The sequence below is a fragment of the Micromonospora sp. NPDC051141 genome (genome assembly GCF_044455765.1).
Classification (GTDB): domain Bacteria; phylum Actinomycetota; class Actinomycetes; order Mycobacteriales; family Micromonosporaceae; genus Micromonospora.
The window spans coordinates 41,555-65,392 of the sequence record NZ_JBITFD010000017.1 but is presented as its reverse complement, the minus strand read 5'-3'; the positions used below and the strand labels follow the sequence as shown (position 1 = coordinate 65,392).

Sequence of the window (23,838 nt, the reverse complement as noted above, 5' to 3'; positions counted from 1 at the left end):
GGCTGGCGACGGTGCCGCTCAGCCGCCGGTGGGCTTGGGGTGCGCGGCGAAGAACCGCCAGATGGTGTCGGTGGCGTTCAGCGCCGTGGACGGGGGATCGAGGTGGAGCAGTTGCTCCGCGCGGGGCGGGTTGGGGCGACCGCCGGGCCACTGGTGGCCCGCGTCGGCGATGGTGATCAGTTCGACGGCGCGGCCCTGGGCGCAGGTCGCCGTCGACCGGGTGACCGGCCCGTCGGTGGTCGCCTTCGGCGCGGCACAGTCGTCGACGGCCCGCCAGCGGGCGGCCAGCTCGGGGGTGGGCGGTCCGTCGATCTTCACCGGGTTGCGGCCGGTGCCGCCGTTGTCCCGGCGGCCGGGGCCTCCGTCGTACGGCATGGTTCGGTCCTGCCGGCCGTGGATGTGCAGCACCGAGACCGGTTTCGGGTCGGGGCACTGCCCGGTCAGTGTGCTCGCCACCGCTCCGATCGCGGCGAAGGTGGTGGTGTCGCAGACGAGCCGGTACGCCAGCAGCCCGCCGTTGGAGATCCCGGTGACGTACCGGCGGGCCGGGTCGACAGGCATGTCCCGCCCGACGCTGGCGACCAGCTCGGTGATGAAGGCGACGTCGTCGACGCCCTCCCGGGCGGGTGCGCCGCAGCACTGCGGGCCGACGGCCCAGGCCCGGTTCAGCCCGTCGGGGAACAGCACCAGGAAGCCGTCCCGGTCGGCCTGTCCGGTCCAGCCGTACGCCTGCTCGGCCTGCTCGCCGGTGCCGGCCGCGCCGTGCAGCATCACCACCAGCGGGACCGGCGTGGCGAGGTCGGCCGAGGCGGGCCGGTACAGCCGGTAACTGCGTTCCCGCCCGTCCACCGTGATGGTGTGCGTGGAGCTGCCGACGGGGACGTCCGGTGTCGGGCGTGCCGCGCCGGCCGTCGGTGCGGATCCGCCGTCGGCGGGCCGGGCGTCCTGGCGGTCGGGGTCGCATCCGGTCGGCACGGTCAGGGCGACGAGCAGCGTGAGTGTGCCCGCGAATCGGGCCACCGGCCGGCGGGGAACCGGCCCGACCGAGGGGCGGAAAGCGGTAAAAGGCATCATATGGTTACTTTCGCCCAGGAATGTTCGAGCAACGTCAGAGACGCGCCCGGATTCGGCAAGGGGCACCCCACCGCCCCCGGCCGGGGGCGGGAAGGAGGGCCGGCCCGGCGACGACGCTGGCACCGGACCGGCCCCCGGCCTCAGTGACGCCGGAGCCGGATCAGCTCCCAACCGCCCTCGGGCACGTCGTCGCCCGGGTCGGTCCGCAGGTTCATCGGGTTCGCCATGCCCAGGTAGAGGGTCGTGCCGTCGGCGACCATGTTGCGGATGCCGTAGTTCAGGTAGTTGCCCAGCCCGGTGTTGTCCACCGTCGTCGCCGGCTTCGTCGGCGAGGTGAACACGTACAGGTCACCGCCGTAGACCGCCTCGGGCCGGGCGCCGGCCCGCATCCCGGCCGCCGTCATCGGCGCCTGCGCCATCAGCTCACCGAGCCGCGGCGACAGGCCCAGCTCGTCGGCGGTCTCCTTGCCCAGCTCCTTCGCCAGGTAGCTCCAGTCCATCGTGCCGACGTACAACCTCCCGCCGGCCACCACCATCTTCCAGGTGTAGTTGTTGTACGGGTTGCCGAACCCGGCCGGGCCGAACTTCGGCGTCTGGTGCGTCGACTGCAACGCCCAGGCCCCCGCCCCACCGTTGGCCGCCGGGTCGTACGCGGGTAGGTCCGTCGAGCCGTACAAGAGGTCGATCTTCTGGAAGTGGGTGCCGAAGCTGCGACCCCGGTAGATGCTGATCGACCGCTGGGTGTTCTGGATGGTGGCCTGGGCCGCCGCCTCGTCCGCCGGCGGGTAGGTCGCCATGTGCACCGTGGTCGCCTTCATCGGCACGTGCATCGTGCCCCAGTAGAGGTAACCGCCGTAGGAGGCCAGGCCGCCCAGGGCATAGGCGCGGGCCACCACCGGGTCCGGCTCGTAGGCCGACACGTTCCACACCTGCTGCCAGCCGTCGGCGTCCTCCGGGTTGAGCCCCGGGGCGCCCGCGGCCAGGGGCGGGCTCATCCAGACCGCCGCGATGCTCTGCGGCGGGGCGGCGGCACCGGCGGTCGGGCCGGCCAGCTCGTCGTCGGAACCCGGCCAGGTGGTGACGAAGACGCGACCCTGGTGCACGGTGAGGTCGGCGGCCTGCGCCGGCAGGTTCGCCACCACCGTGAACGCGAACGGGTCGGCCTTGCTGCCCGTCCAGCGCAGCACGTTGCCGCGCTCGCCACCGTTCGCGCCGACGCCCACCCCGGCGTAGAGGACGTCACCGGCCACCGTGAAGTGCCGGATGTTGCCGTACGTCGGGAAGTTGCGGGAGCCCAGGTACGCGCCGGTGTCGGTGTCGAACGCGAACAGGTTCACGCTGGTGCCCAGCGCCGGGCCGCCCAGCAGGGCCACCCCGCCGAAGTTGCCGGCCGCCCGGATGCCCGCCGTGCTCTGCAACCGGTTGGCGTCCTCGGTGGAGGCCGCCTTCACCAGGTCGGTCTTCTCGGTCAGCTTGTTGGCGCGGGTGTCAAAGGTGTAGAGGCGCGGCTGGCGGTGGTCACCGAGAATGGCCGGCAACTGCGGGTTACGCTTGGCGACCTGGCTCTCGCCGTACTCGCAGACCCAGTCGTCGTTCACCGTCGGCTTGGTGTTGCGCAGGGCCCGCCCACTGGTCAGGCAGTTGACGTTCGCTCCGGTGCCGAACCACAGCGTGCTGCCGGCCCGGGTCATCCCCCACAGGTACGCCTGGTTGACCTTCGCCTGCCCGGTGGCGCACGGGGGGCCGGCCGGGTACGCCTGCCCGATCCCGGCGAAGCACTCGTCCGGCTGGGCCTTGGCGAGCAGTTGCGGGCCGCTCTGGTGCGTTCCGGCAGTGCCGCCGGCGTCGGCGGCGTCGAGCGGCGCGCCGAGCGCCATCGGGGGAAGCGCCAACACCGACCCGAGTCCGAGTACGGCCACGACGGTCGACCACCGTCGCGGGGAGATCCGGAGTGGATTCACCAACTGTCTCTCTTTCCGAAGGAGTGGGACGCCCGTCCCGGGGACCGGAGACCGGGCCGGGACAGGCAGGGACAGGCAGGGACTGGCAGGGACCGGTCAGACGGCGGCGGGCTGCCGGCGGGGCGTCGGGGCGACGACCCGGGACGCCACCCGCTCGGCCCAGCCCGACGGGTCGGGAAAGCCCAGGAACCGACCGAGGCCGGTCAGCTCCCCGACCGGGTCGGCGACCAGGTCCTCGTAGGACATCCGCAGCAGGTGCTCCGGGGGCACGTCCCGCAACGCCTGGTCGGCCTGGCTGCTCATGAAGGCGCACAGGCCCAGGTAGCGGCGTAGGTCCGCGCCACGCTCCCGCAGCGCGTCGGCGGTCAGCCGGTCCGGCAGGTACCGCTGGAGATCCTCCGGCACCGACTGGTCCGCGCCGACGCGGAAGGGGTCCAGGCCGCACCGGCCGAGGAACTCCACCCGCAACTGGATGAGCTGGAACGACGAGTGCCGGCTCATTGACCGGGCGGTGTCCTCCCAGTTGCGGGTCAGATAGACGACCTTGCAGTCCGGAAAGCCCCGCAGCAGGTACGGCGCCACGTGGCTGGAGCCGCCGGAGCGTTCCACCCACCGGGTTTTGCCGGTCAGCACGGCGAGCAGGTCCAGGAAGTCGTGATGGTGCTGGGCCACCGTCTGGGTGCGGAACCGCGGCACCCGCTCGGCGAGCTGGTCGAACAACGCGTCCGGGTCGGCGGTGAGCTTCGACAGGGTGATGGCCAGGATGCGGGGCAGCTCGGTCAGCCGGTCGGCCCACCGGCCCGTCGCCGGGTAGCGGACCTCCTTCGGCGGCAACCCGATGCGGAACAGGGTGGACAGTTCCGCCTTGGGGCTGGCCAGCACCGCCCAGTACGCGGCGCCGGTGAGCACCTCGGCGCTGCGCGCCCACGGCGCCACCGACATGAAGAACTCCTGGGCCGACAGGGTGTCCGGCTCCTCGTGGATCAGGTCGGACAGCAGTGTGGAGCCGCACCGACCGTTGCTGATGATGATCGACCGGCCGGTGATCGGGGTGTCCATCGGAAGACCTCCTACGTGTCGCGTCGTCATGCGGTGGTGGGTTGGGCCAGGTCGAGTGAGCAGTCCTCGGCCAGCCAGCCGAAGACGAGCCGGCGGATCTCCTCCGGCCGGTCGATCAGCACCGTGTGCTTCTGGTCGGGCAGCACCGCGACCCGGGTCTGCGGCAGCAGCCCGCGTACCGTCGGGGCCAGCTCCACCACCGCCGAGTCGCCGCCGTAGAGACAGAGCACCGGGCAGCCGATCGCGGCCAGCGCCTCGGTCGTCGGCAGCGGACTCGCCGGCAGTTCCCGCGCCAGGCTGGTGTCGGCGAGCATCCGCTGCGTCTCCGCGGCCCGCTGGGCGGCCACCCGGCCCCGCCGGGCCCCGATCTCGGCGACCGCCTCACCGCCGGGCAGCCGGGCGGCGACGCGGGCGAGTCGCTCGCGGACCCGGCGCATCCACTCGGGGACCGGTGGCGCCGACTCCACCGCCACGATGCCGACCACCCGCCCCGGATACCGGGCGGCGTACCCGAAGGCGATGGTCCCGCCGAACGAGTTGCCCAGCAGCAGCAGTGGACCGGTGACGTCCAGGCCGGTCAGCAACGCCGCCAGGTCGTCGACGAAGTCGTCCAGGGCGTACCCGGTGGCGGGGCGCTCGCTGCGCCCGTGGCCGCGCAGGTCGTACAGGACGGTCGGGACGCCGGCCCGGGACAACGGCTCGGCCAGGGTGAAGTACCAGCTCGCCATGGTGTCCGAGGCCATCCCGTGGATCAGCACGGCGGTCGGCGGGTCGGTCCGGCCGCCGGCGGCCGGACCGGGGGGATCGAGCCGTTGCGTGTGCAGGGTGATCCCGTTCGCCCGGACCATGGTCACCGGCTGCCCGCCCCGACCTCGTCGGCGTTGGCCAACGAATCGGCGATGTGCGTGACGAGCTGCCCGACCGTCAGCTCACGGACGGTCTCCAGATCCAGCCTGGCGACGAAGTGGGCGAAGTTCACCGTGTCCCCGTAGCGGGCCTGGAGCCGGCCGGCGAGCGCGACGACGTCGATGCTCTCCATCCCCAGGTCGTCGGAGAACGTGGTGTCCATGGTGACCACCTGGTCGTCCGCGAAGTCACCCAGTACGGCGTCGATCATCTCGGTGAGTTCGGCGAGGATGGTGTCCTGGGCCGCGGGCATGGCGGTGCTCCTTCTGCTGGTCGGATGGGTGGGCGGTGCGGCGTGCCGGGGGCCGGCTCATGGCCGGGACACCCCGGGCGGGATGGCGGGCGCAGGCTCCGGCCCCCAGGTCCAGGCGACGACGTACCGGCGGGGCGGCAGATCCTCCGGGTTGGTCACGACCCGGTGGCCGACCCGGTACGCGCGCCCGCCGACGTGGACGGTCAGCCCGGTGTCGGAGGCCGAGTAGACCCGGAACCGGCGCGGTGAGCCGTCCAGCCCGGTGCCCTCGGCCTTGGCGACCGCCTCCTTCGCGGCCCAGAACCGGGTGAACCACAGCTTTCGGGCCCCGGCGTCCGTGCCGGCCAGGGAGGACATCAGGTTCAGCTCGGAATGGGTGAGGGCGAAGGTGAGGGTGCTCTCCGGGTGGTCGGTGACCTCAGCGACGTCGATGCCGACGCCCGGACCGCCGGCCGGCGCGCCCGGGGCCCGGCGGCGGGCGATCGCCACCCCGATCTCCGCGCAGTGCGCCAGGGACACGTCGCAGTCGCCGAGGTCGCGGCCGGGCCGACCACGGACCCACGGTCGGCCGTCCGGGTCGTTGCCGACGGTCAGCTCGATCGGGTAGATGTCGGTGTGACCGTCATCCCACAGCCGGGCCCGCACCGCGTCCTTCGCCGCGATCCGGCCCAGCATCCACTGCTTGCGGGTCTTCGCGGGCCGCCGCTCGTACTCGGCGTAACCGGCGCCGCCGAGGATGCCCCGGGCCGCCATGCCCCGGGTGACCAGGTCGGTCCAGCAGTCGAAGGCCATCGTCCAGCCCTCCGCCTGCAACAGCGACATCGGGTGCCGCTCGGGGAACCGCTCCGCGACCCGGGCCTGCGGGTGGCTGTCGAACCGGCGGTCCACCGCCCCCTCGATCTCCGACCAGACCCGCCCCTGGTAGCTGAGCTGGGTGTCGGCGACGAGCTTGCCGTCGTCGATGACGCGGACCCGGGCGACACACTCGAACGCCCGGCCGGCCGGTGGGGGCGGCCCGTAGAACCGCACCTGCCCGAGCCCCACCGGCAACGCGACCGTCCGGAACGGCTGGGTGGTGATCAGCCAGTTGCCGATGAGCTGGAGCGCGTTGTCCAGCAGTGCCCCGGGCGGCTCGGGGGCGGTGACGACGCCGCGCACGTGCATGTCGCCGAGCGCGTGCACCTCGGTCACGCCCTGGAACTGCGGGCCGTGGAACATCAGCCGCTCCGCGTACATCTCGGCGGCGCCGAGGGTCGGCGGTCGTTCGGTGGCCGGGTCGTGGGTCCAGACCGGCGGCGGCGGCGGGTACGCGTGGCCGACCTCGATGGTCGCGCGGGCATATCCGGCGAAGACGACCGAGTACCGGTTCGGGCCGGCGGCCCGAACCACGATCTCGACGTCGGTGGCCGGTTCGGCGATCAGCCACTTGGTGAACCTGGCGTCGTGCACCGCCACCACCGGGACGCCGGGCACGAGCTGCTCCACCGCCTCCATCATGTGCGCGACAAGCGCGGTCGCCGGCACCACCGGCCACCGGTCCTCCGGGTCCGGCCAGTCGTCGGGCTGCACGAAGAAGCAGTGGTCCAGCAGGTACGGCATGGTCTCCAGGGAGATCCGCCGGGTGATCCGACCGATCTCCGCACCGGCCCCGGCGGCGCTCGCCGGACGCCGGGGGCCGGTGGTGGTCACCGGTGGCCGCGCGGGCGGGGCGTCGACCGGCGGGGCGGGTCGGGTCGGTGTCGTCGCGCCACCGCCGCCGGTGGCCGTCCGCAGCCCCGCCGTGTTCTCCCGCAGCAGGGCGGCGAATTCGGCCGCCGCGCTGGACCCGAGCCGGTGCAGCGCGTCCAGCGCGGCGGCCGGGCGGGCGGTGGGTGTCGGTGCGGTGGGCGCCGGTGCGGCGGACGCCGGTGCGGCGGGCGCCGGTGCGGCCACCGGTCGGGCCGCCGGGGGCGGCGCGGCGGCCGGCGTCGGCGGGCGGCCCTGGCCGGTTGCGGCACGGCCGGTCGCGGCGACGACGGGCCGCGCCGCGCCGTTGCCGTTGCCGGGCGTCGACGGCACCGGGTCGGGCGACGCGGTCACCCCGAGCAGGCCGGCGGCGTCTGCGCCGAGGCGGACCAGCGGCCCGCCGAGGTCGAGCTTCATCCGCGGGCCGCGTCGGGCGGCGCCGCCACGCGGCTTCGTCGGGCCCTCGTCGGAGCCCGCCGCCGGCATGCGGCCGTTGCCCGCCGCCGGGGTGCGGTCCACGGTGTCCAGCGCCCGCAGGTCCGGTGCGGCCCCCTCCACCCACAGCGCCGTGGCGACCCGGCGCAGTTGGTTCAGCCCGCTGCGGTGCGCGGTGTTGACCGGCATCGCGAGGTGGTCGCGCCCGCGCAGGTTGTCACCGATCAGCGAGGCGAGCTGCCCCGCACCGACCTGGAGGAACACCCGGAACCCGGCGTCGTACATCGCCTCGACGGTCTGCCGGAACCAGACCGGCTCCATCATGTGCCGGACGAAGATCCGGTTGACCGCGTCCTCGTCGGCGGGAAACGGGGCGTGCAGGGTCGCCGACCACACCGGCATCCGGGTCGGGTGCACCTCCCAGCGGCCCAGGGCGGCCCCGATCGAGGTGAGCCCGTCGGCGAAGGCGGGAGTGTGGAACGCCGACCGGAACGGCAGCTTCTGACACAAGACGTTACGGGTACGCAGCGCCTCGACGAGCCGGTCGACCTGAGGCTCGGGGCCGTTGACCACCGACTGCGCCGGGGCGTTGTCATGCGACAGGACCACCCCGGGGTAGTCGCCGAGCAGCGGGGTGACCTGATCCGCGCCGGCCCCGACGGCGGCGAAGACGTAGCCGGAGACCTCCACCGAGTCGGCGTTGAAAAGGTCGAGGAACTCGTCCATCGCGGCGGTGCTGATCTGCCCGCTGACCGCGGCGGCGGTCCACTCGCCGATGCTGTGCCCGGCGACCGCGTCGGGTCGTACCCGGATCCGGGCCAGGGCCTCGTCGAGCAGCTTGCCCACCTCGATCAGCCCGGCGCCGTGCCGGCCCAGGTCGGCGGCGGACCATTCGCGGTCCGGCAGGCCGAAGTGGGCGGCCAGGTCGGCGGTCCGTGGGGAGAACTCCGCCTCCAGGCCGGGGAAGACGAAGGCGAGCTTGCCCGCCCCCGCGCCGAGCAGCGGTCGGGGGCTGAACCAGATGTCCCTTCCGCCCCGCCACGCCTGCCCCCGGGCCACCGTCCTGCGGGCCACCGCGAGCAGCTTGTCGCTCGGGTTGACGACGCCCAGCCGGGTCTGCGGCGGGGCGTCCGCGCCGGAGCGGGCGGCCAGCTCGACGCCGAGCCGGCGTACCTCGTGGTCGTCGCGGGCCAGCAGCTCGGCGAGCCCGGCCGGGTCCGGCGCGGCCAGCCAGAGCACCTGGTCCGGCTCGTCGACCACGGCGCGGCCGGTGGCCGGGGCGGTCGGCGCGACCACCGGCTCGCCCACCGACACGGGCGGCTGCTCGATGATCAGGTGGGCGTTGATCCCGCCGAAGCCGAACGCGTTGACCCCGGCCCGGCGCGGCCCGTCGCTCTCCCACGGCCGGGCGGTGTCGATCGGCGCGAACCGGGTCGCGGCCATCTCCTTGCGGGGCGTCTCGCAGTGCAGGGTGGGCGGCAGCACCCCCCGGTGCACCGCGAGCGCGGCCTTGATCAGACCGGCCACCCCGGCGGCCGGCATGGTGTGCCCGATCATCGACTTCACCGAGCCGATCACCGGCCGGGGACCACCGGTGTACGGGCCGAACACCTGGGCCACCGTGGTCAGCTCGGCGGCGTCCCCGGTCGGGGTGCCGGTGCCGTGCGCCTCCAGCAGCCCCAGCGCGTCCGGGGCGGTCGGGTCGAGCCCGGCCGACTCCCAGGCCCGGGTGATCGCCAGCACCTGACCGGAGACCGCCGGGTTGAACATGCTCGCCGACCTGCCGTCGCTGGACACCCCGCTGCCCCGGATCACCGCGTAGACCCGGTCGCCGTCACGCACCGCGTCGGCGTACCGCTTGAGCACCACCACGCCGGTGCCCTCGCCGATCAGCAACCCGTCGGCGGCGGCGTCGAACGGCCGGATCTCGCCCCGCCGCGACAGCGCCCGGAGCTGGTTGAACACCGACCAGAAGCTGATGTCGTGCACGTGGTGCACGCCACCGGCGAGTACCGCGTCCAACCGGCCGTTGACCAGCTCGGTGATGCCCTGGTCCACGGCGATCAGCGACGACGCGCAGGCCGCGTCGATGGTGTACGCCGGGCCGCGCAGGTCGAGCCGGTTGGCCACCCGGGAGGCGGCCAGGTTCGGCACCAGACCGATGGTCCCCTCCGGCTGGTACGGCCCGAGCCGCTCGTCGAACTTCTTGCGCAGCAGCTCCAACCGGGCCGGGTCGACGTCCGGGATCAGCTCCCGCAGGATGCTGACGACCTGGCTGGACATCCGCACCCGCTGGGCGTAGCGGGCCTGGGCGGGACTGAGGATGCCGCCCCGGCCGAGGATCACCCCGATCCGGTCGCGGGCCGGGAGCCGGTCGGCGCCCCCCGCGTCGTCGATGGCCGCGGCGGCCACCTCCAGCGTGATGAGCTGGTCCGGCTCGATGTCCCCGACGGAGGCGGGCATCACCCCGAAACGCAGCGGCTCGAAGGTGGCGTACTCGTCGACGAAGCCGCCCCGCCGGCAGTACATCCGGTCGGCCCGATGGGCCTGCTCCGGGTCGTAGAACTCCTCGTCCCAGCGGTGGACGGGGACGTCGGTGATCGCGTCGACCCCGGTGGTCAGGTTGCGCCAGTAGCTTTCCAGGTCACCGGCCGAGGGCATCAGGGCGGCCATCCCGACGATCGCGATCTGACCGGGCGCAGGGGCGCCGTTGTTCATCGGTTCCTCCGACGACTGGTGGGGCGGGCGGGGGCGGAACGGCACATCGACGCCCTCACCATCCGGAGGCGGTGTAGACGACCGAGGTGACCGACGCGTCGGCCCAGGCCAGCTCGCGAAGCAGGGCCAGCGCGCCCTCCTCCGGGTCGATCAGGGCGATGCCCCGCCGCGCGTACTCCCGGCTCAGCTCGGCGGTGACCATCCCGCCGTGACCGACGCCGGGGGCCCACGGTCCCCAGTGCACGGTCAGGCAGCGCACCCCGGTCCGGGCGGCGTACCGGGTGCCGATGGTGTCCAGGGCGTCGTTGGCCGCCGCGTAGTCGGCCTGGCCCCGGTTGCCGTAGGCGGCGGCGATGCTGCCGAAGAAGACCACGAAGCGCGGCGCGGTGGGCAGCGCGTCGAGGCCGGCCAGCAGCCCGCGCGCCCCGTCGACCTTGGTGTCGAAGACGCGGGTGAACGACGCCGGGTCCTTCTCCGCGATCAGCTTGTCCTCGATGATCCCGGCGGCGTAGACCACCCCGTCGAGGCGGCCGTGCTCGGCGTGGATCTCGGCCAGTAGCCGCCCGGTGGCGGTCGCGTCCCGTACGTCCAGGGCGTGGTAGCGGACCTCCCCGCCCAGCTCGGTCAGCTCCGCGATGGTCGCGGTCACCTCCCGGGCCGCCAGAATGCCCTGCGCGGTCCGGGCGATCTCGGCCGGCGTGGACGCCCCGCGCCGGGCCAGCACCCCGACCAGCGCGGCCCGGTCCCGGGCGCTGGCCAGCTCCGGGTCCTCCGGGCCGGCCGGCAGCGGGGTCCGACCGACCAGCTCGATGCGGCAGCCGGTGGCCGAGGCGAGCGCCCGGGCGAACCACGGGGTGATGCCCCGCGCCCCACCGACCAGCACCACCACCGAGTCGCGTTCCAGGCCGATCGCGGCGGCCTCGGACACCCCGTCGCCGGCCGGCCCGGCACCCCCGGCGGCCAGCGCGCCCAGCTCGACCGGGACCAGGTCGGCGACGTACCGGTCGGCGCCGCGCCGGGCGACCACCGGGGCGTCGGGGACGGTGAGCAGCTCGTCGACGAGCTGCCGGGCGAGGGTCTCCGGCGTCGCCGCCGGATCCACCGCCACGAAGCGGGCGGTCAGCCCGGGGTACTCGCGGGCGATCGTGCGGAACAGTCCGGGCATGCCGTCGGCCGCGCCGGTGACGTCCCGCGCCCCGGCGGCGAGCAGCCAGCGCGGCCCGGCGGCCAGGGCCCGTTGCAGCAGCGGGAACACGTCGGGCAGTAGCGGCTCGTCGAGGTTGGTCAGCCCGTCGAGCACCAGCACCCCGTCGAAACCCTGACCGGCCTGCGCGCTGTCGAGCACGCCCAGCTGGCCACCGGCGCCGTACGCGCCGAGCAGTTCCGCCACGTATGCCCCGACCGGACCGCCCCCGGTGATCAGGAACCGCGTCCCGGCCAGCCCGGTCGGGTCGACGCGCTGCCCGGGCTGGACGCTCTCCTGGGCGACCAGGCGCTTCGGCGCGATCCCCGTCCCGGCCCCGGTCGGCGCGGGCGACACGGCGGGCACGGCGGCCGGCGCGGTGACGGTCGCCGTCGTGGTGGCGGTCGCCGTCGTGGTGACGGCGGCGTTCATCTTCTGGTCGAGCCAGGTGACCATGGCGTGGACGGTGCGGGCCTTGACGAGCTCTTCGAGTTCGCTCTCGTCGCCTTCGACGCTGAGGGAGAGGCGTTGGGCGACCTCGCCGGCGACTTCGGCGCGTTTGATGGAGTCGATGGAGAGGTCGGCTTCGAGGTCGAGGTCGAGTTCGATGAGGTCGACCGGGTAGCCGGTGCGCTCACTGATGACGGTGAGGATCGCCTGCTGGAACTCCGCGAGGCTGGCCCCGGCGGGCGCGGCCACGGCGGTCGGTGCGGCCACGGCGGTCGGTGCGGCCACCGCGGCGGGCGGTGCGGCCGGTGCCTGCGCCGGGGCCGGGGCGAGCGCCAGCGGGCCGGTCGTGCTGGCCGAGACACCGATGGCGCCATTCATCTTCTGGTCGAGCCAGGTGACCATGGCGTGGACGGTGCGGGCCTTGACGAGGTCTTCGAGTTCGCTCTCGTCGCCTTCGACGCTGAGGGAGAGGCGTTGGGCGACCTCGCCGGCGACCTCGGCGCGTTTGATGGAGTCGATGGAGAGGTCGGCTTCGAGGTCGAGGTCGAGTTCGATGAGGTCGACCGGGTAGCCGGTGCGCTCACTGATCACCGCCAGGATCGCCTGCTGGAACTCGGCGAGGCCCGGCCCGGCCGGGGCGGCGACCGGGGCGGGGACCGCGACGGAGCCGCCGACCGCGGGTGAGACCGGCACGACGTCCGGGGTGACCGGTCGGGCCCGGGTGACCGTCGGCGCCGGGGCGATGGCGAGCGCCGTGCCGCCGTTCGACTCCGGTCCGGTGGGGGCCGGCGCGGGCCGTGGGGCGACGGTGGGCGTCGGAGCCGGAGCCGGAGCCGGAGCCGGAGCCGGCGCGGGGGCGGGAATGGACCGGGGGACCGGGGCGGCTACCGGCCCGGCGTAACCCTCGACCCGGTACGTCCCGGTGGGGTGCCCGGCCGGCCGGCTGCCCCCGTCACCGGGGTCACCGAGGAAGGCGAGCATCACGTCCCGCTGGGTGGCGATCATCTCCCGCGTGGTGCGCAGATACTCGCTGAGCAGCTCGCCGCGGATGTCCCGGACGGTGGCCGGCGCGGGGTCGTCGACGGTCCGGAGGTCCCGAACGGTCGACGGTGCGGGGCCGCTGGCGGCGCCGGGGGTGGTGGCGGTGCCGTTGGCAGGGGTCATCGACAACTCCTTGATCCTTCGGGGAGGGGTCATGCCACCGGGAAGACAGTTGCCGTGCTGGTCCCGGACGAGTTGGCCGTCGACCGTCCAGAGCGGACGACGGTGCGGTGCGGTGGTGCTGCCGTCGGCGACCCGCCCGTGGAAGAGCCAGTCGGGGCGGACCGGGGCGCCGGCACAGGCGAGTTCGGCGACCGAGATGAGGAATCCGCGCAGCCCGTCGGCGGGACCGCGCTCGCAGGCGACCGTCTGGTGCGGCCGGTCGCCGAGCACCGCCTGCACCAGCCGGGTGAGCACCTGGCCGGGGCCGACCTCGACGAAGAGGCGGGCGCCGGCGGCGTACATCGCCTCGATCTGCTCGACGAAGCGGACCGGTGCGCCGACCTGTTCGGCGAGGTGGTGGCGGACCTGGTCGGCGTCGCCGGAGTACGGTGCGGCGGTCAGGTTCGACCAGACCGGGATGCGCGGCTCGGCGATCGGTCGGGCGGCGAGCACCTCGGCGAAGGTCTCCACCGCACCGGCCACCACCGGGCTGTGGAAGGCGCAGGCCACCGGGATGGTCCGGGCGGACAGGCCGACCTCCTTGAACGCGGCCACCGCTGCCCGTACCTTCGCCGTCGGGCCGGAGACCACCACCTGTTGCGGGGCGTTCCGGTTGGCCAGCACCACCTCGCTGGCCAGGCCGGCTCCGGCGAGCGCCTGGGCGACCTGGTCGGCGGTGGCGGTGACCGCGGCCATGGTGCCCGGGTCCTCACCGCAGGCCCCGAGGATGGCCGCCGCCCGTTCCCGGCTCAGGTCGAGCAGGGTGGCCGCGTCGAACGCGCCGGCGACGCAGAGTCCGACGAGTTCGCCGTAGCTGTGCCCGGCGGTCATGTCCGGCCGGACCCCGAGCCGGCGCAGCAGGTGGTCCATGGCGAGGCCGCCGATGCCCAGCACCGGTTGGGCGACCCGGGTGTCGCGCACCCGGTTCTCCTGGGCACGTCGGGACTCCTGGTCGAACGCGGTCGGTGGGAAGAGCAGCTCCGCCGCCGGCCGGTCGAGTTCGAGGTAGTGCCGCAGCTCGGGGAAGGCGACGAAGAGTTCACCGAGGGCGCCGGGGCGCTGGCTGCCCTGCCCGGGAAAGAGGAACGCCACCTGACCGGGCCCGACCGGGTCGGTCCCGGTCGGCTGGACCAGGCCCCGGGCCGGGTCGTGCTCGCCGGCCAGGGCCCGGTGCAGCAGGGCCTCCAGTTCGGTCAGGTTCCGGGCGACCACCGCGACCTGGGTCGTACCGGACCGGTTGGCCACCCTGGTGGCGACCGACGCGGCCAGCTCGGCGAGCCGCCCCGGCCGGTCCCGTCCTCCGTCGCCGGCCAGGCTCTCCAGCAGTTGCCGGATCGGTTGGTGGGCGGCGGCGCGGTCGGTGCCCCGGAAGCAGAACAGTTCCGCCGGCCAGATCCGTTGCGCGTGCCGGGGTTCCGGCGCGTTCGGGTAGGCGCTGAGCACCACGTGGAAGTTGGTGCCGCCGAAGCCGAACGCGCTGACCCCGGCGATCCGTTCGGCGGCCGGCGCCGGCCACGGGCGGGCCTCGGTGAAGAACGCGAACGGACTCTGCTGCGGGTGCCAGGCCGGGTTGGGTCGTTCCAGATGGATGGTGGGGGGCCGGATGCCGTGGTGGAGGGCGAGCGTCGCCTTGATCAGGCCGGCCAGCCCGGCGGCGCACTTGGTGTGGCCGATCTGGGACTTCACCGAGCCGAGCGCGCAGCCGCCCGGAGTGGCCCCGGCCTCGACGAACATCCGGGTCAACGTCTCCAGCTCGGTCCGGTCGCCGACCACGGTGCCGGTGCCGTGCGCCTCCACCAACCCGACCTGTCGGGGGGAGATGCCGGTGCGGTGGTAGGCCCGGTCCAGGGCCCGCCGCTGCCCGTCGGGGCGCGGCGCGGTCAGGCCGAGGGCCCGGCCGTCGCTGGCCCCGCCGAGCCCCTTGATCACGCCGTAGACCCGGTCACCGTCGCGTTCGGCGTCGGCCAGCCGCTTGAGGACGACGCACGCGACGCCCTCGCCGAGGGCGATCCCGTCGCCGGTGCTGTCGAAGGGACGGGACCGGCCGGTGGGGGACAGCGCGTGGGCCGAGGTGAACATCAGGTAGTCGTTGACGCCGTTGTGCAGGTCGGCGCCGCCGCAGATCATCAGGTCGCTGTCCCCGCTGACCAGTTCCTTGCAGGCGGCGTCCAGCGCGGCCAGCGACGACGCGCAGGCCGCGTCGATGGTGTAGTTCGGGCCGCCCAGGTCGAGCCGGTTGGCGACCCGACCGGCGATCACGTTGGCCAGCACGCCGGGGAAGCTGTCCTCGGTGACCGTGGGCAGCAGCTCCTGCATCTGCTCGGGCACCTCACCCAGGTACGCCGGCAGCATGGTGCGCAGGGTCTGCGCGTGCCCCATGTCGCTGCCGGCCTCCGCACCGAACACCACGCCGGTGCGGGCGTGGTCCGCCCCCGGGGCGTCGTACGGGTAACCGGCGTCGACCAGGGCCCGGTGGGAGACCTCCAGGGCGAGCAACTGGGTCGGGTCGATGCTGCTCAGCGCGGCCGGCGGGATGCCGTAGCCGATGGCGTCGAAGGGCACCGGCTCGATGAACCCGCCCCACTTGGAGACGCTGATCCGGCCGGTCTGCCCCGGCCCGACCTCGGGGGCGTAGTAGTGGTCGGTGTCCCAGCGGTCGGCCGGGACCTCGGTGACGGTGTCGGCGCCGCTGAGCACGGTACGCCAGAAGCTGTCCAGGTCGGGTGAGCCGGGCAGCATGCAGGCCATCCCGACGATGGCGATGTCCAGCGGGGCGGGCGGCTGGTCGGGTTCGGCGGCCGGCGGCGCGAGCCGGGCCCGCAGCGCGTCGAGCCGGTCGGCGTGCAGACCCCGTACCTCGGTGGTGACGGCGTCGTGCAGCGCGGCGACGGTGGTGGCGCGGTCGCGCAGCACGGCGACCTGGCCGGCCATGAACAGCCCGTCGCTGTGCTGGACGCTCTCGTCGACGGCCTCGACGACGTCGCCGGAGCGGCGCAGGCCCTTGCTGGCGATGCGCAGCCGGCCGACGTTGAGCAGCTCCAACTGCTCCCACACCTCGCGGTTCTCCACCCCGGCGCCCTTGAGCTGGGTACGCAGCTGGTGGAAGTCGTCGACGAACGGGGTGTGCAGGCAGCGGGTGGCGTGCCCGGGGGCGGTCTCCAGCAGCGCGGTGTGCGTGGCGGTGAGCGCCTCGCGTTGGAACAGCGGCTGGACCGCGCCGTGGGTCACGGCCTCGGCGGTGAACAGGTACGCGGTGCCCATCAGCACGCCGACCCGGGCGCCCCGGCGGGCCAGTGGCGCGGCCATCGTGGCCACCATGGCCGCCGAGCGGGCGTCGTGCACCCCACCGGCGAAGAAGATCTGGAGCTGCGCACCGGCAGCGGGGTCGGTGTCCAGGTGGTCGTCGAGCACCGCCAGTTGGGCCTCCCACAGCGGGAAGCTCGCCCGGGGGCCCACGTGCCCGCCGCACTCGGCGCCCTCGAAGATGAACTTGCGGGCGCCGGAGCGCAGGAACTGGCGCAGCAGGCCGGGGGAGGGCACGTGCAGGAAGGTGCTGATTCCCTGCTCCTCCAGGGCACGGGCCTGCGGCGGCCGGCCCCCGGCGATGATGGCGCAGGCGGGCCGGATCGCGCGGATGACGTCAAGCTGCGCGGCGCGCAGTTCCTCGGGTGCGAAGCCGAGCACCCCGACGCCCCAGGGTCGGCCACCGAGCTGGGCGGCGGCCTCGGTGAGCATCCGGCGGCACTGGTCGGCCGAGTTCAGGGCGAGCGCGATGAACGGCAGCGCGCCGCCGTCGGCGACCGCCGCGGCGAAGGACGCCTCGTCGCTGACCCGGGTCATCGGGCCCTGGGCGACGGGCAGCCGCACCCCGAGGGTCGCGGCGAGGGGAGCGCCGGGCTGGAGCAGGTCGGCGGCGTCGGGGCCGTCGACGGCGTCGAGCATCGCCGCGCGCATGCCCCGGACGGCGGCGGCGGTGTCCGGCCAGCGATCGGCGAAGGTTGCCGCCAGCCAACCGTCCTGCCCGACGGGCAGCAGTTCGGTGTCGGCCCCGTGCGGGCCACCTCGGCGGATGCCCCGTACCCCGTCGCGCAGGACGGTCTCCGAGCCGTCCATCCGCCGGATTACGGCCTGGACGTCGGCCGGCAGGTCCGACTCGGGCATCAGGGCGAGCTGGGTGTCCAGGACCACGCCGGCCGCGCCGCCGATCAGGCAGGCGCCCGCGGTGCGCGGGCCGATCCCGCCGGCCACCCAGATCGGCAGGTCGACGGTGTCGTCGGCGACGAGCTGCTGCAGCAGGACGAACGAGCTGAGTTCGCCGATCCGACCGCCGGCTTCCATGCCCCGGGCGATCAGTCCGTGTGCCCCGGCCGCCGCCGCGGCGCGCGCCTCGGCCCGGCTGGTCACCTCCACGAGCACCCGGTGGTGTGGGGTGATCTCGGCTAGCGGCCAGGGGCTCGCCGGCTCGACCACGACCAGGTCCACCCGATCGTTCGCGGCCCGGGCCAGTTGAGCGGGGGTGGCCCGGCAGCCCGCCGGCACCCGGACGCCGATCGGCGTCGCGGACCAACCCGCGGCGCGGGCGAGCGCCCGCAGCGACCAGTCGTCGCCGGCGGCGAGGTCGATGATGCCCTGCCCGCCACCGGCGGTGGCGGCGGCGGTGATCCGTGGGCCGGGTTCCAGGCTCCCGACCGGACTGACGACCAGGATCAGGTCACGCGTGTACGGTGCGCTACTCATCGGGCTCCCACTTCGGTCGCGAAGGATCGCGTGGTGACAGGGGATTGCCGGCCGAGCACCGGCGAGGGTGGGTCTGATTTGCGGCGGTCAATGTCGCGCTGAGTCACAACGTAGTGTCGTTCAGTTACAGCCCGGTTAAATCCAACCTCCCCGGCCATCGACATGAAGATTTCCTACCCGCGTTGTCGGATATGCCGTCGGGGTAAGCAGGCAAAATGCTCGCCGATGAGCCGATGGTGTCGCCGGGTCGTGTCGCAGCGGCTTACCTTTTCATTTTCCGGTTTATTTCCAAGTTGTTTTCCGCCGAGCGGGAAGCGCCTGGTGACAGAGATCAAATCGCCGCTCGTCCCACTATATGGAACGATCCTTGCCACGGACGGCATCGACCATTAAAGATCCGTACCGGAATTCCTGCCGTCATTATCCATGGATTAGCTATGGCATTCGTGAGACGAGGTGGGATTGGTTTCGATCATCAAAATCCCTGGTAGTGAGGGGCCTTCAGCTCCCTCTGCCCTCGCGTCGACCGTCACCGCTGACCTGGCTGGCGGTCACCCGTCGAGCTGAGAGTGCTCCGGAAGCATCGCCGCCTGCGGTGCGGGGCTGGTCGCACTCCGGCCTTTGGGCACGGTCAAGGAAGTCACTTAACGAACGTTTCATGCGCTGTTCGCGCCGGGCGTTCAGTCGTTTCGACGTCGGACACGCCGCCCCATGATTCCCCGGCCGTACGCAGCGCCACACGGATTCCGACCAGGCGAGACGGTCGAGACCGCTCCGGTGGTCCGCCCTGGCCGGGCCGTCCACTCTCAGTCAACTATCGGATCGGCGGTAATTGTGCGCAGCCTGCTTCTCCTCGCCCTCGTCGGCCTCGGCGCCCAACTCGTCGACGGCAGCCTCGGGATGGCGTACGGCGTGACGTCCACAACGTTGTTGCTGGCCATCAACACCGGGGCCGCGAGCGCGTCGGCGACCGTTCACCTGGCCGAGATCGGCACCACCCTGGTCTCCGGTGCCGCACACTGGCGGTTCGGCAACGTCGACTGGACCGTGGTCCGCCGGGTCGGCGTCCCGGGCGCCCTCGGCGCGTTCGCCGGCGCGACCTTCCTCTCCCGCCTCTCCACCGAGAGCGCGGCCCCGATCATGTCGCTGATCCTGTTCGCCCTCGGCCTGTACGTCCTGATCCGGTTCACCGTCTCCGGCCTGCCCCGGGAACGCGTCGGGCTGCCCCTGCGCAAGCGCTTCCTCGCCCCGCTGGGACTCGTCGCGGGCTTCGTGGACGCCACCGGCGGTGGCGGTTGGGGGCCCGTCGGCACCCCCGCCATCCTGGCGAGCGGTCGGTTGGAGCCGCGCCGGGTGATCGGGTCGATCGACACCAGCGAGTTCCTGGTGGCGGTGGCCGCCAGCGCGGGATTCCTGATCGGCATCGGATCGGCGAACATCAACTTCGGCTGGGTGGCCGCGCTGCTGCTCGGCGGCATGGTCGCCGCGCCGATCGCCGCCTGGCTGGTACGGCTGGTCCCGCCCCGGGTCCTCGGCTCCGCCGTCGGCGGGGTCATCGTCCTGACCAACGCCCGAACCCTGCTGCGCAGCGACTGGATCGCCGCCCCGGACGGCGTCCAGTACGCCTGCTACCTGCTCGTCGCGTTGCTCTGGGCCGCAGCGGTGGGCTGGTCACTGCGCCGGCACCTGGCCGACCGGCAGGTGGCCGCCGCGCCGGTCGGCGCAGGCCAGGAGGGAGGCGCCGGGGAACCGGTCATCACGCCGAGTTGATCGGGCGGCGGGCCGCCGGCTCTCGACCTCCTGTGGTGCGGCGGTCCCACCAGCTCAGCGCCCCGCGCCGCGCTGGATGAGCCGCGCCAGCGCCGCCGTGGTGCCCACCACGGTCAGGATCTCGCCAGGTTCGAGCCGGTGGTCGGCCGGCGACCAGTCGACGGCGGCATCGGACCTGGCCCGCACCCCGACCACCCGCGTCGATCCCTCTTCTGAACAGGAGGAGAGCGGCGCACCGTGCAGCCGGGACCGGTCCTCGACGCTCATCTCGATCACCTGCAGCGTCGTCGCGCCGAGCTGGACGGCCGCGATCTGGTCGTGGCCGGTCAGCGCCATCGCGAACGCCGGCGCGGCAGCCGCCGCCGGATTCCGGGCGACCTCGCCGAGAGTGCCGGTCAGGCTGGCCGCCAGCTCGGCGTCCTGCGTCGACAGCACCACCCGCAGGCCGTCGCGCAGCCTTCGCCCGGCCAGACAGCAGAGCAGGTTGGTGGCGTCGTCGCCGGTGAGAGTGAGCAGCGCCCGGGCGGTGCGGACCGATGCCAGGTGCAGGGTCTCCTCCCGGTTCGCATCGCCCACCACGAGGGGCACCCCCCGGGCGCGGGCCAGTTCGACGCCGGCGGCCGAACCGGTGCGGTCGACGGCGACGACCGACAGCCCCAGGTCATTGAGCTGGGCCAGCACCCGGCGGCCCAGCTCACCCAGACCCACCACCACCACGTGCCCGGCCACCGACTCGACCAGCCCCGGCCCGGCCGGGGCCAGGCGCCGGTTGATGACGGCGTTGACGACAGCGGCGGTCACGGCCGCCACGAGAGCGAGGGGGACGACGGTCAGGCTGATCAGCGCCAGGTTCGCCGGCCAGGCATGGCCGGCCGTCCATGCCGTGTTGCCGGCGACGAACAGGACGGCCTGCCAGATGCCCGCACTCCAGGCGCTACCGGTGGAACGCGCCAGCACCAGGCCGTCAACCGCGAGTACGGCGACGGCCGAGATCAGACTCAGCCACCCGATGCGGCCGACCGCCGCAAGCGAACGCCGGAGAATCCGTGACCAGCGCCACGGCCAGCGGGGCCGGACCTTGTCCGCGTCGACCCGGGATGAGATTCCCGGTACCGGGATGGGTTCGAGTGCGGCGAGCACGACCTCGCTGTGACCGTCGTCCGCCGGCAACGCGCGCCCGCCCGACTCGTCGGCCAGCCCACAGAGCACGGCCTCCGCCGGTACGTCCGTTCGCCGGGCCGCCAACAGCGTCCGGCCGGCCAGGCGGAAGTGTGTCGGCGGCACCTCGCCCAGCGCCGCCGCGACGAACGCCGGCGCCGTGATCGCCGACTCGGAGAGGAAGCTCACCGGCTCCAGAAGGCTCCGGAGCTCACGGTACTGCGCGCTCGGTGCCCGCACCACGAGCCTGAGCCCCGGATGAGCCCGCCGGACGGTCAGCGCCGCCCGCACATTGGCGATGCCGTCCCGGTAGAGCAGGCCCACCGCCGAGGCCGTCCCGGCGTCGGCGGCGTGCAGCGCCTCGGTGGTAGGACGCTCCACCGTGATGACGCGGGCCGGAAGACGGGCGAGGTCGTCCGCCCAGCCGGACCGGTCCGGCGGGACCAGCACCACCACCGGGGTCCGGAAGTGCACGGTCAGCACCTCGACAACCCGCACCAGCAGCGGCCCGTCCCCGCAGACCAGGATGTGGCTCCCGCGCTCGGCGCCGCCGACACCCACGCTCACAGGAGGGCCTCGAGGGCGTCGATGCCGTCCTGGCCCTCCAGGTCCCGCAGCACGAGGTCGCCGCGCGGGTCGACCCCGAGGGTGCCCACAAGGCCGTCCCACTCCTCGTCGCTCAGGCCGGCCCGCCAGAGTCGTACCATGGACCGCCACCAGGCGAGCGGCGTACCGCCGTCGGAGGTCGGCAAGCCCAGGTCCACGCCGTCCGAGGCCAGCATGCCAGCCAGCAACACCACGATGTTCGCGGTGTACACCGCGAGCGCCCGCACCGCGTCCTCGGGCACCGGCCGGTACGTCAGCGGACGTTCCCACCCAGCCCGGTCCCGGGCGTGGGTCAGCAGGTTGGTCAGCAGGTCGGCCAGCCCGCGTCGGCGCTCGGCCGGCAACGCCGCGAACACCTCACTGACGAAGGTCACCACCGACCGCCGGGCGGTCAGCGGTTGGCAGCACAGCACCGCGCGCAGCAGGGTCGAGTCTGCGTCGGGACTCGTGCGTCTGGTCGCCCGCCAACCGTCGGCCAGTTCGGTGAGGGACTCCACCAGATGCTGCGCCACGAGATACTCGCCGAAGGTGGCGTGCAGGAACTCGTACGACCTGCTGGTGGTGGCCCGCGTGGTGGCCTCGGAGGCCTGCACGAAGAAGAACTGGCCCACCATCCGCTCGGCGGTCTCGGGCCCCTGCCGGGCGGCGGCCGAACCACCCAGCAGCACCACCAGGTCATCGACCAGTTCGTGATCGGCGACCCGTTGGCGGCCACGGTTCAGCATCCCGAACGCGGCGATGGCCAGGTGCCACAGCCGCGACGCGATGATCTCGTCGATCATCGTCTCCGACAGCCCGGCCGGGTCCTTGCTCAGTTCCCGACGGAGGAAGTTGTGCAGCAGGCTGCGGTACAGGTCTGCCACCGAACGGACATCCCGCTCGGACAGCGCGCTGGCGGGATCACTCAGGTACAGCGTCAGCATCAGCAGCAGCAACGGTTGCCGGCTCAGCGTCTCGTGCCGCAGCACCGTCTCGGGCTCGACCTGGCGCACCCGCCCCCCGTAGATGCCGGCGCGGTTCACGTCGTTCCACACGTCCAACCAGGCGCGTACGGCCGCGTCGTCGAACTCGACGAGTTGCAGCAGCGGGCAGCCGACTGGGATGCGGGTCCGATCGAGCACCACCGTCCGCGAGGTCACCAGGACGGCGACCGGCCGTTCCAGGCTCAGCTCCCGCTCCTGAAACGTGACGACCTGCTCCAGGTAGCCGGTCCGGGCCGCCCGGTCGGAGGCGAGGAGCAGCTCGTCGAAGCCGTCGAGCAGGACGACCCGGACGGACGCACCGCTCTCCTCGGTCAGGTCCGCCCAGTTCACCCGGCCGTGCGTGGCCGCCTCCAACGCCTGCTCGATCTGCTCGTACACCGGCGCGTCCGCGTCGACCGACCGAAGCGGCACACGTACCACGGTGTAGCCCTCGGCCGGTAGTCGGGCGGCCAGGAGGCGGGTCAGCAGCGACTTGCCGGCGCCGGGGTGCCCCAACAGCACCAGCGGCAGCCGGGTGCTGTCCGGCGACGAGAAGTGTGCGGCCAGGAACCGGTCGAGGTCCGTCCGGACCGGCTGCCCCGCCCACCAGCTCTCCTCGGCGGGGCGACCGCTCGCCGCGTGGACACCGCTGCGGTACCGAGGGGTCACGAACCCCTCCTCCACGCTGGGAAAGCTGACCCCGTCCACGTGACGGACCGCCTCGGCCGGGACCAGCGGCGCGGACAGCACCGCCCGGTTGGCCATCGCCACCGTGGCCACCGACGACCGCCGCGGCGGCGTCGGCCCCGGGCTCACCTGCACCAGCAACTGCTCCAACTGGGCCAGTTGGCGGGAGTGCGATCCCAGGATCTCCACCAACTCGGAGCGGGTCCCCGCCACCGCCCGCTGCGTCGCCGCGTGCTCGGTGAACCCGGCCCAGATGAGGAACTCCGGAACATCCACGGCGAGCTGGAGATATCGGTCACGGTAGCGGGCGACGGCATCCGAGACGAGCCGCTGCCGCAGCGTCGCCGGTTCGCTGATCCGCCGACGGGCCCGGGACCAGCCCGCCAGCCCTTCCAGGAATCGCAGCACCGTCTCCACGGCCTCGGCGTAGAACCCGGGCAGGACCCGGACGGCGAGCTCGTCGAATCCGACCGTCGCCGACGGGACCGGCAGGTCGCCGCGGTACAGCCGATCCACCAGCGGCAGACCGGGGTCGGCTCGGCCGGCGACCAGCGCCGCCTTCTCGGCGTCGGTGATCTTCATGTCCCGGTACGGCGGACCGACCGTCGCCTCGACGGCCTCGAAGAGGGCCGTGACGACAATGACGCTGTGGGCCGCCCGGACGAGCTGGTGTCGCTGATAGCCGGAGAGCCGCCGTACCCGGTGGACCCCGCCGTCGATGAGGCGGCGGGCCAGCCCCAACGCCTCGTTGCGCCGGTCGAGCCAGCCCAGGACACCGGCCACGGACCCGATCCCGAGGCCGCCCACCGCTGGTGCGGCCAGGACCATCCCCCCGAGTACGGCGTTCAGCGCGTCGAGCGCGGGATGGTCGTCCTTGCCCAGGATCTGCAACGCACCGCGGTAGCTCAGCGTCGGGTCCCGCCGCACGCGGCCTCCGCACCCCGCCGGTCC

The 23,838-nt window shown here is 73.6% G+C and carries 10 protein-coding genes; 1 reads left to right on the top strand and 9 read right to left on the bottom strand.

Annotated elements, in window-relative coordinates:
- Positions 1-18 precede the first annotated feature (18 nt).
- The 7 genes from ACIA6B_RS27365 to ACIA6B_RS27335 all read right to left on the bottom strand — a co-directional run bounded on the left by ACIA6B_RS27365 (position 19) and on the right by ACIA6B_RS27335 (position 17,704).
- The gene (locus tag ACIA6B_RS27365) at positions 19-1,020 is read right to left on the bottom strand and encodes an alpha/beta hydrolase family esterase (RefSeq protein ID WP_396777613.1); all 1,002 of its coding nucleotides are present in this window, start codon (positions 1,018-1,020) and stop codon (positions 19-21) included.
- 194 nt (positions 1,021-1,214) lie between these two features.
- Positions 1,215-2,993: a hypothetical protein gene (locus ACIA6B_RS27360; protein WP_396777611.1), complete on the bottom strand. Its 1,779-nt coding sequence runs from the start codon at positions 2,991-2,993 to the stop codon at positions 1,215-1,217.
- A gap of 138 nt (positions 2,994-3,131) precedes the next feature.
- Positions 3,132-4,094: a sulfotransferase domain-containing protein gene (locus ACIA6B_RS27355; protein ID WP_396777609.1), complete on the bottom strand. Its 963-nt coding sequence runs from the start codon at positions 4,092-4,094 to the stop codon at positions 3,132-3,134.
- Between the two features lie 26 nt (positions 4,095-4,120).
- On the bottom strand, positions 4,121-4,942 hold the full coding sequence (locus tag ACIA6B_RS27350) for an alpha/beta fold hydrolase (protein WP_396777773.1): 822 nt from the start codon (positions 4,940-4,942) through the stop codon (positions 4,121-4,123).
- A 2-nt stretch (positions 4,943-4,944) separates the two neighbouring features.
- Positions 4,945-5,253 (bottom strand): acyl carrier protein, encoded by a 309-nt coding sequence (locus tag ACIA6B_RS27345; protein WP_396777607.1) that lies wholly within the window; start codon positions 5,251-5,253, stop codon positions 4,945-4,947.
- Positions 5,254-5,310: 57 nt separating this feature from the next.
- Positions 5,311-10,131: a beta-ketoacyl synthase N-terminal-like domain-containing protein gene (locus tag ACIA6B_RS27340; RefSeq protein WP_396777605.1), complete on the bottom strand. Its 4,821-nt coding sequence runs from the start codon at positions 10,129-10,131 to the stop codon at positions 5,311-5,313.
- A gap of 55 nt (positions 10,132-10,186) precedes the next feature.
- On the bottom strand, positions 10,187-17,704 hold the full coding sequence (locus ACIA6B_RS27335) for an SDR family NAD(P)-dependent oxidoreductase (RefSeq protein WP_396777603.1): 7,518 nt from the start codon (positions 17,702-17,704) through the stop codon (positions 10,187-10,189).
- A gap of 834 nt (positions 17,705-18,538) precedes the next feature.
- Between ACIA6B_RS27335 and ACIA6B_RS27330 the strand changes: the two genes are divergently transcribed.
- Complete coding sequence (locus ACIA6B_RS27330) at positions 18,539-19,474, top strand: sulfite exporter TauE/SafE family protein (protein WP_396777601.1); 936 nt, start codon at positions 18,539-18,541, stop codon at positions 19,472-19,474.
- 54 nt (positions 19,475-19,528) lie between these two features.
- Here ACIA6B_RS27330 and ACIA6B_RS27325 read toward each other — a convergent pair whose 3' ends face one another.
- Complete coding sequence (locus ACIA6B_RS27325; protein WP_396777599.1) at positions 19,529-21,199, bottom strand: NAD(P)-binding protein; 1,671 nt, start codon at positions 21,197-21,199, stop codon at positions 19,529-19,531.
- Complete coding sequence (locus ACIA6B_RS27320; protein WP_396777597.1) at positions 21,196-23,814, bottom strand: NACHT domain-containing protein; 2,619 nt, start codon at positions 23,812-23,814, stop codon at positions 21,196-21,198. The genes ACIA6B_RS27325 and ACIA6B_RS27320 overlap by 4 nt, the downstream gene beginning before the upstream one ends.
- Positions 23,815-23,838 lie beyond the last annotated feature (24 nt).